General features: G+C 56.2%; 13 protein-coding genes, 1 tRNA gene and 1 riboswitch. Of the genes, 7 read left to right on the forward strand and 7 right to left on the reverse strand.

Going from position 1 to position 15,227, the window contains the following annotated elements; translation table 11 throughout:
- Positions 1-278: 278 nt before the first annotated feature.
- Together ACZ1G5_RS07575 and ACZ1G5_RS07580 are read left to right on the forward strand one after the other, a co-directional pair.
- Positions 279-752: a fasciclin domain-containing protein gene (locus tag ACZ1G5_RS07575; protein ID WP_472732259.1), complete on the forward strand. Its 474-nt coding sequence runs from the start codon at positions 279-281 to the stop codon at positions 750-752.
- 72 nt (positions 753-824) lie between these two features.
- Positions 825-2,849, forward strand: coding sequence for a fasciclin domain-containing protein (locus tag ACZ1G5_RS07580; protein WP_472732260.1), 2,025 nt, complete (start codon positions 825-827; stop codon positions 2,847-2,849).
- A 38-nt stretch (positions 2,850-2,887) separates the two neighbouring features.
- On the opposite strand, the gene clpB is transcribed toward ACZ1G5_RS07580, so the two are convergent.
- The gene (gene clpB, locus ACZ1G5_RS07585) at positions 2,888-5,503 is read right to left on the reverse strand and encodes an ATP-dependent chaperone ClpB (protein ID WP_472732261.1); all 2,616 of its coding nucleotides are present in this window, start codon (positions 5,501-5,503) and stop codon (positions 2,888-2,890) included.
- Positions 5,504-5,876: 373 nt separating this feature from the next.
- Here clpB and pyrF point away from each other — a divergent pair, with 373 nt between their 5' ends.
- Complete coding sequence (gene pyrF, locus ACZ1G5_RS07590) at positions 5,877-6,593, forward strand: orotidine-5'-phosphate decarboxylase (RefSeq protein WP_472732262.1); 717 nt, start codon at positions 5,877-5,879, stop codon at positions 6,591-6,593.
- Between the two features lie 37 nt (positions 6,594-6,630).
- Here the strand turns inward: pyrF and ACZ1G5_RS07595 are convergent, their stop codons facing one another.
- From ACZ1G5_RS07595 to ACZ1G5_RS07610, 4 genes are all read right to left on the reverse strand, one after another.
- Positions 6,631-6,903 carry an NfeD family protein gene (locus tag ACZ1G5_RS07595; protein WP_472732263.1) on the reverse strand — a complete coding sequence of 91 codons (273 nt, stop codon included), beginning with the start codon at positions 6,901-6,903 and terminating at the stop codon, positions 6,631-6,633.
- Positions 6,903-7,796: an SPFH domain-containing protein gene (locus ACZ1G5_RS07600; protein ID WP_472732264.1), complete on the reverse strand. Its 894-nt coding sequence runs from the start codon at positions 7,794-7,796 to the stop codon at positions 6,903-6,905. The genes ACZ1G5_RS07595 and ACZ1G5_RS07600 overlap by 1 nt, the downstream gene beginning before the upstream one ends.
- A 42-nt stretch (positions 7,797-7,838) precedes the next feature.
- Entirely contained in the window at positions 7,839-9,089 is a 1,251-nt protein-coding gene (locus ACZ1G5_RS07605) for a D-amino acid dehydrogenase (protein ID WP_472732265.1), read from the reverse strand.
- A gap of 108 nt (positions 9,090-9,197) precedes the next feature.
- Positions 9,198-9,285: riboswitch (glycine riboswitch) on the reverse strand.
- 94 nt (positions 9,286-9,379) lie between these two features.
- Complete coding sequence (locus ACZ1G5_RS07610; protein ID WP_472732266.1) at positions 9,380-9,838, reverse strand: NUDIX hydrolase; 459 nt, start codon at positions 9,836-9,838, stop codon at positions 9,380-9,382.
- A 94-nt stretch (positions 9,839-9,932) separates the two neighbouring features.
- Between ACZ1G5_RS07610 and ACZ1G5_RS07615 the strand changes: the two genes are divergently transcribed.
- Both ACZ1G5_RS07615 and ACZ1G5_RS07620 read left to right on the forward strand, forming a co-directional pair.
- Entirely contained in the window at positions 9,933-11,186 is a 1,254-nt protein-coding gene (locus ACZ1G5_RS07615) for a DNA polymerase IV (protein ID WP_472734293.1), read from the forward strand.
- Positions 11,187-11,401: 215 nt separating this feature from the next.
- Entirely contained in the window at positions 11,402-12,916 is a 1,515-nt protein-coding gene (locus ACZ1G5_RS07620) for an ABC-F family ATP-binding cassette domain-containing protein (protein WP_472732267.1), read from the forward strand.
- Positions 12,917-12,959: 43 nt separating this feature from the next.
- Here the strand turns inward: ACZ1G5_RS07620 and ACZ1G5_RS07625 are convergent, their stop codons facing one another.
- Together ACZ1G5_RS07625 and ACZ1G5_RS07630 are read right to left on the reverse strand one after the other, a co-directional pair.
- Complete coding sequence (locus ACZ1G5_RS07625) at positions 12,960-13,820, reverse strand: SDR family oxidoreductase (protein WP_472732268.1); 861 nt, start codon at positions 13,818-13,820, stop codon at positions 12,960-12,962.
- Positions 13,821-13,898: 78 nt separating this feature from the next.
- Entirely contained in the window at positions 13,899-14,762 is an 864-nt protein-coding gene (locus tag ACZ1G5_RS07630) for an N-formylglutamate amidohydrolase (protein WP_472732269.1), read from the reverse strand.
- Positions 14,763-14,916: 154 nt separating this feature from the next.
- Between ACZ1G5_RS07630 and ACZ1G5_RS07635 the strand changes: the two genes are divergently transcribed.
- Positions 14,917-14,991: transfer RNA gene (locus ACZ1G5_RS07635), tRNA-Val, on the forward strand.
- A gap of 81 nt (positions 14,992-15,072) precedes the next feature.
- Complete coding sequence (gene ykgO / locus ACZ1G5_RS07640; RefSeq protein WP_008231708.1) at positions 15,073-15,198, forward strand: type B 50S ribosomal protein L36; 126 nt, start codon at positions 15,073-15,075, stop codon at positions 15,196-15,198.
- The last annotated feature ends 29 nt before the right edge of the window (positions 15,199-15,227 follow it).

Genomic DNA, 15,227 nt, shown 5'->3' on the forward strand with positions numbered 1-15,227 from the left:
GGCTCTCCGTTCGTTTCGATTCTTCAGATCATATAGGTGAGAACGCCTGAAAGATGTCTCACGTTGCCGCCAGAACATTGAAATGTTCTCAAATTAGGGCGTTTCAATCACAAAAACTCACGCATCTGTGACTGGAAGACCGAAAAGGCCGGGGCTTAGGCGGACTTTCAAAAGGGTCAAGTCACATAGGCGGATTTACCCGATGATCTAAACCCAACCACCTCCGTAAAAGTTTCATTGCCAACAAGATGGCACAAACAAAATCTGGGAGATTACAAATGCTACGCAGAACTTTTATCGCACTGACAACAACCGCCGCTCTGACAACACCCGCTTTCGCGATGGACAAGAAAGACATCGTGGACACAGCTGTTGAAGCAGGCAGCTTTACGACGCTCGTTGCAGCCGTCGAAGCCGCTGGTCTGGTCGAAACATTGAAAGGTGAAGGTCCATTCACAGTGTTCGCGCCAACCGACGAAGCTTTCGCAGCCCTGCCAGAAGGCACAGTTGAGGGTCTGCTTGCTGATCCAGACGCACTGGCAGCGATCCTGACATACCATGTCGTCCCTGGCAAAGTGATGTCCACTGACCTGTCAAACGAAATGATGGCGACAACGGTCAACGGTGCCGACGTGACAATCATGACCGAGGGTGGCGTCATGGTTGACGGTGCAAACGTCGTGACGGCCGACATCGAAACATCAAACGGCGTGATCCACGTGATTGATGCGGTGATCCTGCCAGCAAGCTAATCGGCAGTATATAAGAGGCGGCCAGTGTGGCCGCCTCTTTTTTATTAATTTTCAAACACGGGTAGGGGCACCATGAAAACCTTTGTAGGCTTAGCCATATCTAATCCAGAATTCAGCATTCTGGTCCAAACTCTTCAATTCATCGACGCCAATTTACCGGAGTCCAACCTTGTTGGAACGTTGGACGATCCAGCACAATCCTTGACGGTTTTTGCACCAACAAACGCGGCGTTTGGCCAGTTGGCCGTTGATCTGGGCTTTGTTGGTGATGCATCAGACGCTGCCGCAGTTACGACATTTTTGACAGAAAACGTACCTGCTACGACATTGAATTCGGTTGTGACATATCACGTCGCGGGCGGTGCCCTGAAAGATACGGACATTGCAAACGCAGGCAGTGTGCAAACCATCCAAGGCAGTGCCATCGGTGCAGGTGCATTGCCCAGCCTGATGGATTTGGACCCTGATTTGGCCGACCCAACATTGATCGACACAAACATTAAGGCCGCCAACGGCATTCTGCACGTGATTGACCGTGTTTTATTGCCCATCGACCTGCCACCCGTCGCGCCACCGGCCGAGCCAGCAGCACCGACAATCGTTGATATCGCAGCGGGTAACCCCGATTTCAGCATTCTGGTTGACACACTCACATTCATTGACGCCAACCTCGAGGGGTCTGATCTGTTGGGCGCATTGTCCAACCCCGATGCAGGCCTGACCGTATTTGCGCCAACAAACGCGGCCTTTGGTCAATTGGCGGCTGATTTGGGCTTTGACGGCGATCCGGCTGACACTGGTGCGGTGACAACGTTCCTTGTCGAAAACGTCGATGTGGGGACTTTAAATGCCGTGGTCACGTACCATGTGTCACCGGGCGTACAGACAGCGGCGGACATCACGACCGCGGGGTCTGTAGAAACGTTGCAAGGGGCAAGCATTGGTACCGGCGAATTGCCAACACTGACCGACCAAGAACCCGATCTGATTGATCCATCCTTGATTGCCACAGACATCGAAGCCAGCAACGGCATCGTACATGTCATTGACCGTGTCCTGCTGCCCGTCGATCTGGAAGGCAATGACGCGCCCAGCATCACCGAAATCGTAGCCGCATCTGGCGAAGGGTTTGACGCTAATGCGGCGGACTTTGACATCCTGCTCGAAGCTGTGAAGACCGCAGGTCTTGCTGATACACTGGCAGACGCTAATGTTGATCTGACAGTTTTTGCTCCGACGGATGAGGCGTTCGTCAACCTTGCCCGTGACCTTGGGTTCCACGGCACAGACGAAGGTGACGCATGGGGTTTCCTTGTGGATGCGCTGACCGTCATTGGCAAAGGCGATCCAATCCCGTTACTGACCGAAGTGTTGACGTACCATGTGGCAGGCCAATCGCTGCAGGCCAGCCAAGTCTTGGGTGCAGACGCGATTGAAACCTTACAAGGCGGCACGTTGGGTGTCGAAGGCACCAGCATCATCGACAACGATCCCGACTCGTTTGACGCTGAACTGATTGCGACAGACATTCAGGCCAACAACGGTGTTGTGCATGTCATCAACGAAGTGTTGATCCCAACGGATCTGCTAGCTGGCAAGAAAACTGACTTGAAAATCGGTGATGATGGGCGGGACTTCTTCTCAACCGGACGCGGCGATGATTTCGTTTCGTCAAAGGGCGGTAATGACTTTGTCTTCCTTGGGTCTGGCGATGATGTGGCGCTGGCTGGCGACGGCAATGACTTTGTGTTTGGGGGTCGCGGCGCTGATCATATTGATGGCGGCGCGGGTCGCGATAAGATCTATGGCGGTTCCGGTAATGACACGATTACTGGTGGCACCGGCAATGACACCATGTTCGGCGGGCGCGGCGCAGACACATTCGTCTTTAACGAAGGCGATGGCCGCGACAAGATCTGGGACTTTAACAGCAAAGGTGACCAGATTGACCTCAGCGGAACTGACATCGAAAGCTTTGGTCAGCTCAACATCAGTGGTGGCTTCTTTGGCGCCCATATCGACCTTGGCAATGGCGACAGCATTGACCTTGCCGGGGTGCGATCATCCACCCTGAGCGAAGAAGACTTTATCTTCTGAAGCCAGAAAAAGGGCGCCTCGTGGCGCCCCTTCATCGTTTAATGAACCACTGCGTCTTCGGGTGGTTGTCTATTGCTCGATGACACCCGGTCACCCACCAACAGCCCATCAACACCGGCACTCACCGTGATTGCGTCGCCGTCCATAACATCACCGGCAAGGATCATTTCCGCCAGTTGGTCTTGTAACGCGCGCTGAATAACCCGCTTGAGCGGACGCGCACCGAACACCGGATCATAGCCTTCTTCTGCCAGCCACTTTAGCGCGGCCTCGTCCAGATCAAGCGTAATGTTCCGCCCAGCCAGGCGCTTTTCAAGCCGCTTAAGCTGGATCGTGACAATCCCGGCCATGTCTTCGCGGGCCAAACGATCAAAGATGATCGTCTCGTCCAGTCTGTTCAGGAACTCGGGCCGGAAGTGCGCGCGCACGGCATCCATCACATCGCGTTTCGCTTGTGTGGCATCCGCACCGTCAGGCAATTGGCTCAGCGCCTGCGCCCCAAGGTTTGACGTGAGGATGATCAGCGTTTGCTTGAAATCGACCGTGCGGCCCTGACCGTCGGTCAGCACACCGTCATCGAGCACCTGCAACAGTACGTTGAACACATCCGGGTGGGCCTTTTCGACCTCATCAAACAGGACAACCTGATAGGGCCTGCGACGGACCGCTTCGGTCAGCACACCGCCTTCGTCATAGCCGACATAGCCCGGAGGCGCGCCAATCAAACGGGCGACCGCGTGTTTCTCCATGAACTCTGACATGTCGATGCGAACCATCGCTGAGTCGTCGTCGAACAGGTAGTCGGCGACGGCCTTGGTCAACTCGGTCTTACCCACACCAGTTGGTCCAAGGAACAGGAAGGACCCCAAGGGCCGGTTCTCATCATTCAGCCCAGCGCGGGCACGCCGCACGGCGTTGGCCACAGAACGCACGGCCGGTTTTTGACCGATCACGCGCTTGCCAAGCTCTTCTTCCATGCGCAGCAGCTTGTCGCGTTCACCTTCCAGCATTTTCGAGGTCGGGATACCGGTCCAACGCTCAACCACCTCGGCGATCTGCTCGGGGCGCACGGCTTCTTCGACCATCAGATCGTCGTCGCCTTCTTCAACCTTGGCGACCAGACGTTCCAGTTCCGGGATCACGCCGTAAGATAGCTCACCCGCTTTCGCGAGGTTGCCTTCACGCTTTGCGATATCCAACTCAGCCCGCGCACGATCCAGCTTTTCCTTTGCGTCGCGCGTGCTTTCCAGCTTGTCCCGCTCGGCCTGCCATTTCGCGGTCATCTCGGACGCGCGATCCTGCAGGTCGGCCAGTTCCTTCTCCAGCTTCTCCAGACGATCTTTGGAGGCTTTGTCGTCCTCTTTCTTCAACGCTTCGGATTCGATCTGAAGCTGCAGGATCTGACGATCCAGCGCGTCCAGCTCTTCGGGCTTGCTGTCCACTTCCATGCGCAAACGGCTTGCGGCCTCGTCCATCAGGTCGATGGCTTTGTCGGGCAAGAAGCGGTCAGTGATATAGCGGTGCGACAGCGTCGCTGCCGCAACCAAGGCGCTGTCGGAAATGCGGACACCGTGGTGGAGTTCATACTTCTCTTTGATACCACGCAGGATGCTGACGGTATCCGTCACAGTCGGCTCCTCAACCATCAGCGGCTGGAACCGGCGGGCAAGGGCCGCGTCTTTCTCAACATATTTCCGGTATTCATCCAATGTCGTGGCACCCACGCAATGTAGCTCACCCCGCGCAAGCGCTGGTTTGATCAGATTGGCGGCATCCATCGCGCCATCGGCCTTACCTGCCCCAACAAGGGTGTGCATTTCGTCGATGAACAGGATGATTTCGCCCGCTGCGGCCTCGATCTCTTTAAGGACCGCTTTTAAGCGTTCCTCAAACTCACCGCGATATTTTGCACCGGCGATCAAGGCACCCATATCCAGCGCCATCAGTTTCTTGTTGCGCAGGCTCTCAGGTACATCACCGTCAATGATGCGCAGGGCCAGACCTTCGGCAATCGCCGTCTTACCAACGCCCGGTTCACCGATCAGCACTGGGTTGTTCTTGGTGCGGCGCGACAAAACCTGCATCGCGCGGCGGATTTCTTCGTCGCGACCAATGATCGGGTCAATCTTGCCCTGCTCTGCCGCTTCGGTCAGGTCGCGGGCATATTTCGCCAGTGCCTCAAAGCTATCCTCGGCCGTGGCACTGTCAGCTGTGCGGCCTTTGCGGATGTCGTTGATGGCTGCATTCAGGCTCTGCGCCGTGACATCGCCCGCATCCAAAGCATCCTTCGCTTTGGACTTCACCAAAGCAAGTGCTGTCAGCAGACGCTCAACTGGTACAAAGCTGTCACCGGCTTTCTTGGCGACCTTTTCCGCCTCAGCCAGAACCTTGGCCGTGATGTTATCAAGATAAACCTGCGCGCCCTCGCCCGTAACCTGGGGCAGCTTCGCAAGGCTTGCGTCGACAGCAGACAACACCGCCTGCGGGTTACCGCCCGCGCGTGTGATCAGGTTGGAGGCCAACCCTTCTTCGTCATCCATCAATGCCTTGAGCAGATGTTCAGGCGCGAATCGCTGGTGGTTTTCGCGCATTGCGATCGTCTGGGCGGCCTGTACGAAGCCGCGCGACCGCTCGGTGAACTTGTCTAAGTTCATGGGTCTCTCCTTTATTAAGCGCCCGGATTATGCGGTGCCCGCTATGCAGCACACCGTTGTTGGGCCTCATCAAAGAAAATGGGGGCTGGTTGCCCCACCTGCAAGACGTGACCATTGAATTTTCGACAACGGGGGGAGACCGGACGGATTATTCCCCGCGCAATTTTGACACGGATAGGGCAAAACGGCCTTGTTGAGACTGACCTTAAGTCTCTGGCCTAAATGCCACTCATACGACCCCCCTTCTTGGTCGTCTTTGGTGATGACGATCAAGACGCAATGGCGCAGCCCCGGGAGAGGCGGCGCCATTGCAATTTGCACCTTCCCACAGCAATCGCTAGACCCCTTGGAAATCAGCCAAGGAGCCCAGCAAATGTCCGATGACCGTTTGATCGTAGCGATGGATGTGCCGCATGTCCTTGACGGGCTAGAACTGGCGAAAACGCTAGGCGACAGCGTGAGCTTTTATAAAATCGGTCTGGGGATGCTGACAGGCGGCGGTCTGGCTTTGGCCAATGAACTCAAGCAAGAGCATGGCAAACGCATCTTTTTGGATATGAAATTCTTTGACATCGGGGCCACGGTCGAGGCCGCGGTGCGCGGTGTCGCACAATTTGATCTGGATTTCCTGACGGTACATGGCGATCCGCATGTGGTGCGGGCCGCGCGCGAAGGGGCTGGCGGGTCAGACATGAAGATCCTTGCCGTGACAATTCTCACCTCACTAGACCGCGACGATCTTGATGCCTCCTGTATCAAGGCAGGCAACATCGCGGATCTGGTGCAAGAGCGCGCAGGCCTTGCCCTCTCCAACGGGGCTGACGGCGTCATCGCCTCACCTCAAGAGGCCGCATTGATCCGCGCCCTGCCGGAAGCAGAAGGCAAGCTTATCGTGACCCCCGGCGTCCGCCCAGCCGGCGCCGCCTTGGGCGACCAAAAGCGGGTCATGACACCTGCCCGGGCGATCGCAAATGGTGCTGATCACGTCGTTGTCGGGCGCCCGATCTGGCAAGCCGAAGACCCCAAATCCGCAGCGCAAAGCATCTTGGCCGAACTGGCCTCCCCCCAAGCAAAAACCCCCAACCACTAGGGCCGGGGGCTTTTCATGTTGTGTCGTTTGATGAGGGTCAGTCGTTGACGTCAGTATCCCAGATTTTGACCTGACCGGTTTTCAGACCGAAATACTTGCGCATCGCCAAGTATGATATCAGCGACAGCACCGCAAAAATCACAAGCGTCAGTGCCAGACCTGATGCAGAAATTCCAAACAGGATCAGCAAGCCCATCATCGCCGCACCAATTGCAAACCCCAGAAAGATATAGCCGGGGACCAACACTTCAAGCGTTGCGAGGACAAGCGCCCCTGACATCCAAACCCACCATTCCGTCCAAAGTGGCATTATCCACGTCCTTTCAACATTGCGAAAGCATTTGAGAAAGCATCGACCGCATTGGCAGGCAAGACGACTGTCTGGCTACCCGCACCATCGCCCAGCTTCTGCAAAGCTTCGACCTGCTTGAGCGCGACCTGATATTGCGCCGCCTCCAAGCCATTTTCAGCAATCGCCACCGCAACAACCTGCGTTGCATAGGCTTCCGCGTCCGCCAGAATGCGACGCGCCTTCGCGTCCTGTTCAGCGGCATAGAGTTCCGCGTCCGATTGCAGCTCGACCGCGCGCTTTTGGCCTTCAGCCTCTGTCACCTGTGCACGGCGCGCACGTTCGGCGTTCAGCTGTTGCAGCATCGCTTCACGCGTTGCTTGGTCAAGGTTCACGTCCAGAATTTCGGCGCGCGTCACTTCGATGCCCCAATCATCAACCTGTTCGGCCACTTGTGACCGCACAGCATCAATCAGGTTCGAACGGTTCGCCTGCACCTGATCCAGCTCCATCCGGCCAATCTCGGAACGGACAATACCGGCAACAGTGGTCGAAATCGCACCATCAACGTCGCGGATACGGTAAACCGTCTTCTCCGGCTCAATGATCCGGTAGAACACCGACGTTTCAACCTGCACCAGCACGTTGTCCGATGTAATCGCATCTTGGTTCATGGACGGCAACTGACGCTCAAGGATCGACACCTTATGCCGAACCCGGTCCAAAAACGGCACGATAAAGTTGATACCTGGCCCAAGAACCGAACGAAGCCGCCCAAGCCGTTCCACCACGTATTTCTCTGACTGCGGCACAATGCGAACACCGGCCATAATGCAGACGATAATGAACACCGCCAGCATGAGCCAAAGAATGTTTTGGCCAAAGAATTCAGCAAATAAATCTTCAATCGGCATATATCTGTCCCTCTGTTGTTATGAAGGACAGATAGGTACGATTTAGGCCGATTTCAATGTATGCTGTTGTATACCGTGCGAATTTGCCTTGGAAATACGTGACTGTACCGCACTTGCAACGAGATCAGCGGTCGCCGCCGACAAGGTCCAGCCAAGATGTCCGTGACCGGTGTTGTAGAACACGCGTTCATGCGCGCCGCCGCCCACTCGAGGCATCATATTTGGCATCATCGGACGCAAACCGGCCCAAGGCACGACATTCTCGGTGCAGACGTCGGGAAAGTGCGTTTCACACCAGTCGACCAGAGGTTTTACCCGGTCAGCACGAATATCGCGGTTCTCTCCGTTGAACTCTGCCGTTCCGGCAATGCGAAAACGGTCGCGCCCCAAGCGGGACGTCACAATCTTGGCCTTGTCATCCAGCAGCGAAACGGTTGGAGCTGCGGCCTGTGATACAGCGTCGGGCAGGTTCACGGTAATGGAATACCCTTTCACCGGATAAACATTCACCCGGTCGCCCAGCTTTTTGGCAAATCCACGCGATGCCACACCGGCAGAAACAACAACCGCATCAAACCGGTGCTCATCCCGTGCACGCACCGTCACTCCACTGGTGTCAACCGATACATCCTCAACCGCACGCCCCATTTCAAACTGCACACCCTGCTTGCGCAGCCATCCGGCCAGCCCGACAGTGAATTTGTGGATGTCACCAGTGCTATCACTCTTGGTCCAGAACCCGCCCAGGATATCGCCGCGCAAAGTCGGCTCTTTGGCTAAGGTCTCCTCAGCGGTCAGCTCGCGGCGTTCCAGTCCACCTTGGGCCAGCAATTCAGTCACCTTACGGGCATGGGCAAAGTCTTTCTCGGTTTTGTAGAAATGCAGGATACCTGCAGGCGTGAAATCAAAATCAATTCCCGCATGATCAGCCATTTCAGACAAACCCGCACGCGCTGTAACGGCCAACCGGGCCGTTTCAATCGTATTATTCTTGTATCTGGGAATGTTCGCCAGAAACTCTGCCATCCAACTGATCTTGTGCCAGCTGGGGCGCGGGTTCACCGATAAGGGTGCGTCCTGCTGCAGCATCCATTTGATGCCCTTCAAGACGGTCGACCACTGGTTCCAAACCTCGGCATTCGACGCGCTCAACTGGCCGCCATTGGCAAAACTGGTTTCCATCGCCGCATACCGCTGACGGTCAAAAACGGTCACGTCATAACCGCGTTTATGGAGTGAATAAGCAGTGGTGACCCCGGTGATCCCGGCACCCAAAACAGCAACAGAAGGCATGGCAAATCTCCTTACCATATGCCCCCACCGTCTGCTGTACCTGAGAGATTCACCCTGTTCAGGGCTTGCTCCTTCGGCGGACCATCTAAGGTCTCTCTTCGGCGTATTGCACCCCAACCGGTCCTTTTGCCTGAGAGTGACCGGGGCGGTTGCTCCTTCGGCGCCAGACTGAACCGGTCTCTCCCGGTCAGCGTGTTTCCTATAAGAAACTCATAGACAGATTGTCGCACAAAGCAACAGAAATCTGCGGTGTATTTCAGCGGCTCACCAAACAGTTGCACGGTTGTGACCTAACCCGCCAACCCACCTGTTTCTGCCTGCCATTTCCGTAGCCTTGCGCCATAGGATGGCACACGGTCAGGCAGTGCCAGAAAGCTCTCCATATCATAGAGTGCCCAGCGCTGGCCTTCATCGCCAAAGACCACATCCTCCACTGCTGCGGCAGGTAGCTGCGCCACGAAAAACGCCACCCATTTGTCGGGGGCAAAGTTCGCCCGAAACGCGCTTTGCCAAAGTACCGTAGAGAGTGGCAAGATCAGCCCCAATTCTTCATGCACCTCGCGTGCGACGGTTTCAAAAGGGGTTTCGCCCGGATCACGCCCGCCACCGGGCAAATCCCACAGGTTCGGGTAGGAAATATGATCAAAATCATCGCGCAGGATGCTGATGATCTGATCACCCAAAAACAGGGCGACCTTGGCCCCATCATGCGGCCCGTGTTGCTGTAAATCCTGCACATGCTTTATCATCTTGCCCAAAAACTCCCGCCGGAGGCACCTGACTGCGCAACAGGCAAACTCATGGCCCGTTGTGTCCGCCATCGGCCCACCATATCCTGCCGCCATGCCCGCCCTTTGCCGCGATTGCCTGACGACCTTTGATAGCGAAACCCGCTGTCCCAACTGTCGCAGCCCGCGTGTGACGCGGCACCCGGAATTATTCAACCTTACCATCGCACACATGGATTGCGATGCCTTCTATGCGTCGGTTGAAAAGCGGGACAATCCCGCACTGGCCGACAAACCCGTGATCATTGGCGGGGGGCGGCGCGGTGTCGTCTCGACGGCCTGTTATGTCGCGCGGATCAAGGGCGTGAAATCGGCCATGCCGATGTTCAAGGCGCTGAAACTCTGCCCCGAGGCGATCGTCGTGCGCCCCAACTTTGAGGCTTACGTCGAGGCCTCAAAAGCGATCCGCGCCATGATGGATGAGCTTACGCCTGTGGTGGAACCACTGTCACTGGATGAGGCGTTCATGGATCTGACAGGCACCGAACGGCTGCATCACGCACCACCTGCGGTGATGCTGGCACGGTTGATCAAACGAATGAAAGATGAGCTGGGGCTGACGGGATCAATCGGACTGAGCCACAACAAGTTTCTGGCCAAGGTGGCCTCTGACCTCGACAAGCCGCGTGGCTTTTCGATCATCGGCAAAGAGGAAACAACCGGCTTCCTGCGCCCCAAATCCGTGCGCCTGATCTGGGGGATCGGCCCTGCTGCGCAATCGAGCCTGAACAATGCCGGCATTCGGACATTTGATGATCTGCTGCGCTGGGATCGGCGTGATTTGCACGAGCGGTTTGGTGGGATGGGCGAGCGACTTTACAGCCTTGCGCGCGGCGAAGACGGGCGGCGGATATCACCGCATACTCCGGTCAAGACACTGTCCAACGAAACCACCTTCAACGAAGACACCGGCGACGTCGATATTCTTGACGGGCATCTGTGGCGGATGGCCGAAAAGGTCAGCGCGCGGGCCAAGGCCAAAGATAAGGCCGGGCGGGTCGTCACCCTCAAACTCAAGACATCTGACTTCAAGCTGATCTCAAAACGCCAGAGCCTGCATCACCCCACACAGATTGCAGACACCGTGTACCGCACCGCGCGTGGTCTGTTTGATCAGGTAAGTAATCGTGGGCCATTCCGGTTGTTGGGGGTCGGTCTGTCAGACATCACGTCAGATGCCGATGCAGACCGCGAAGGCGACCTGCTGGACCCCGGCGCGCAAAAACGGGCAGCGGCCGAAAAGGCTGCAGATAAGATTCGTGAGAAGTTTGGGAAGGATGCGATCATCAAAGGGCGCGCGCTGCGATGAAAGTAAGGTGGGTCTTGACCCACCTTACTTGCCGGACATACGGTGATCTAAAGTCACACAAACCAAAAGGAGGACAGCGCTGAACATGACATTCACCCGTCGCCTTCAGCATGGTCCCCGTTCCGCCCTGTAAATCCGTTTGCAGGGCTGATCAGTCCACGATCTGCCCAGACGCCGCCTTTGCGGCATCCAATTTTTTGTGACTGAGACTTCAAATGACAATCATCAATATCAATGCCCTTGGCGTCACGCTGGGCGATCCGCTATTTACCGACCTGAACCTCACTATCTCAAAGGGCGATCGTATTGGCCTCGTTGCCGCCAACGGCAGGGGCAAATCCACGCTGATGGGCTGCATCGCCGGCAGCTTTGAGCCCACCACCGGTGACGTGACCCGCGCGCGTGGCTTGCGAATAGGCTATGTAGAGCAATATGTCCCCATCGGTGCGCAGGACCAAACCTTCTACAACATGGTTCTCGCCGCGCTCCCGCAAGAGCAGGCCGACTACGAAAACTGGCGCGTTGATGTGGTTTTGGACGACCTCAAAGTCCCCTACAACTTACAGCAAAAACCACTAAAGGAACTCAGCGGGGGCTGGCAACGGACCGCATTGCTAGCTGCTGCGTGGATCACAGAGCCGGATATGTTGCTCTTGGATGAGCCGACAAACCACCTTGACCTTAATAGGATCGGTCTGCTGCAGGACTGGCTTGGCGCCCTACCGCGGGACACGCCCGTGATGATTACCAGCCACGACCGCGCCTTTCTGGACACCGTCACGAACCGCACATTGTTCTTGCGGGAAGACCGGTCGCGCGTGTTTCAACTGCCCTTTACCCAAGCGCGAGCGGCGCTGGCAGAGGCAGACGCCGCAGATGAACGCCGCTTTGCCAATGATCTGAACAAAGCGCAGCAGCTGCGTAAACAGGCGGCAAAGCTGAAAAATATTGGTATCAATTCGGGCTCTGACCTGCTGATCAACAAAACCAAACAGCTTAGCGAACGCGCAGCCAAAATAGAGGCCGCCGCGAAACCTGCGCACAGTGAGCGTGGCGCTGGCGACATAAAGCTGACCAATAGCGGGACGCACGCCAAAGCACTTGTCGGGCTGGACGATGTGGAGGTCAAAACACCGGATGGCCAGCTGCTCTATCGGACGGGCAAGAAATGGATTGGTCAGGGCGACCGCGTTGTTCTGCTTGGCACGAACGGAACGGGAAAGACGCAGCTGATCAAACGGGTTCATCGCGCAATCACTAATCAGGCCGATGGCATCAAAATCGCACCAACACTTGCGATGGGCTATTCGGATCAGCATCTGGGGCAACTGGATGACAAAGATACGCCAATGACGGCCGTGGCCGGCCAGTTTGACGTCGGCGACCAGCGCGCACGCGGATTATTGGCCGGCGCTGGCGTCAACATCAGACTGCAAGACACCCCTATTGGGGCGCTCTCAGGTGGTCAAAAGGCACGGCTTGCGATGCTGGTGTTACGCCTGCGGCAGCCTAATTTCTATTTGTTGGACGAACCAACCAACCATCTTGATATCGAAGGCCAAGAAGCGCTGGAGGACGAGTTGAAAACCCACGTTGCGACCTGCCTATTGGTCAGCCATGACCGTCGTTTTCTACGAAACGTCGGGAACCGGTTCTGGCAAATCGAACGTAAGCGACTGGTTGAGGTCGATGATCCAGAAGGGTTTTTGGTTGGTGAAATGGAGTCGTAAACTGGTGTTGTTGCGTGATCTTCGTTGAAGCGGCACGCCGCGATCAATCGCCAAGGAACTGATCGATCACCTGCTGTTGCAGTTTCTTGCCATCAGGGTCGAGGCCGGTCTTAAGCGAACAGAATTCTTCACCCCACTTTGATGTGCGCACACGGATCGGCGGCGCATCGGCCGCAATACATGCCATCACAACAGTAGCGACTTCATTGGGCGTTTGATAAATGTCACCGCCGGTCTGGCGGTGCTGGGCTCCGCCCACGTACTTTTGCAGGATCGGCAAATACTCATCATCAAGCATGCCACCCGTCTCTTCGACTTGCTTGAGCACGCTTGCCGCAAACTCTGACTGGATACCTCCAGGCTCAACAACGGTGAAGTTGATTCCAAAGTTGGGCGTGATGTAGGATGCCATCGCCTCCATATAGCCCTCGACAGCAAATTTTGCCCCGCAATAAATCTCATTAAACGGTTGACCGACAAGCCCGCCAACTGACGAAATGCTAATCACATGCCCGCTGCGTTGCTGGCGGAAATGCGGGATCACCGCCTTTACACAGCGCATGACACCCATAAAGTTGACGTCCATAACCCATTGCACATCTTCTTCGCTCGCCTGCTCTGTGGACCGCACGTATCCGGCGCCGGCATTGTTGATCAGAACATCGATGTGCCCGGCATCTGCAAGGACCTGATCAATACAGGCAGACACAGACGTTGTGTCCTGCACATCAAGGGGTAGCGTCTTGATCGTGACATTCGCCGCAGCAGCCGCCGCATCGAGCGCATCACGCTTGGCAAGATTGCGCATTGTGGCATAAACAGAATGCCCAGCCTCAGCCGCCAGAATTGCAAGACTGATCCCAAGGCCCGATGAGCAGCCCGTGATGAGAATGACTTTCGACATATGGATCGCCTTTTCGTTGAAAGAGAAAAACCGATAACAGCGTACTCAATACGCTGAAAACCTCAAACGGTACTTGCGCTATTCGGCAGCGACCTTCTGCGCATCATGTCGCCCGATATCCGCAACTTCAGCAATGACGCCACCCAATATCGTCTTGAAAGCATCGAAGTCATCATTGGGTTCCAATGTCCGCTCATTCATATAGAGCGCGCGGTCAATCTCGACTTGGATCGCATGTTGCTGCCGTGACGGGCGACCATAGTGTTGCGTGATGAAGGCACCGGCGAACGGCATATTGCGTGCGACCCGCAAACCCGCGCTGGCAAAAGCCGCCTCAACCCGCTCCACGATAGATCCCGCTGCTGTCGCGCCAAAACGATCGCCAATTACAACATCCGGTCGCGCCGCACCGGGTGGGCCGACATTTTCAAGCGCCTCATGCGGCATGGAGTGACAGTCGATCAGGATCGCCTCACCAAAGCTGTTGTTGCTTTCATCCAATAGGGTTTGCAATTGATCATGATAGGGCCGCCAATAGTGCGCGATGCGCTGGTGGGCTTCCACCAGCGTCAGTTTGCCCCGGTAAATCTGCCGACCATTCGCGACGACGCGGGGGATGACACCAAGCCCGCTGGCAATGCGTGGATTGTGTGCGCTGCGACGCACCCCTTCAATCAGGGCAGAATCCAGTTCATCAGCACCACGGTTCAAATCAAGGTAGGCCCGGGGCGCGGTTGCCGTCAGCAGGGGCGCGCCATGGGTCGGCACCTCTGCAAAAAGCTGGTCAACGAAGGCATCCTCTGACGAGCGTATCTCGCTTGCATCCAGAACGGCGCGACGCAAAAAGGACGCAGGGTAGTCGCGCCCGCTGTGTGGCGACGCAAAGACAACGCTTGTCGTGCGGGTCTGTGGTCGGGTCAGATTGTAGGCTGATTCAAGCAATAAAGTCGTCCCTTCCCGACTAGAGATAGCCCATTTTGGGAAAATACCAAAAGCCCTTGATCCCTTCATCGACTCCTTTTATAGACCGCACGACTGACGCGGTTCGCCCCGCGTCCTATTTCGTTATGGGATGTTGGCGACACGCAGACGACATGGATGATTAGCTCAGCGGTAGAGCACTTCGTTGACATCGAAGGGGTCACTGGTTCGATCCCAGTATCGTCCACCACGAATTCAACGTCCCGGACCTGATCCGGGATGAAACGCAACCCAAGGCGCAATGCGCGCCGTGACATGAAGGAACACGACCATGAAGGTACGTAACTCCCTCCGCTCGCTTAAGCAGCGTCATCGCGATTGCCGCATCGTCCGCCGTAAGGGCCGCGTCTATGTGATCAACAAGACGCAACGCCGGTTCAAGGCCCGTCAGGGCTAAGCTAGCGACAAGTGATTTGACAAGGGTCG

The organism is Yoonia sp. JB2-21 (assembly GCF_055693545.1).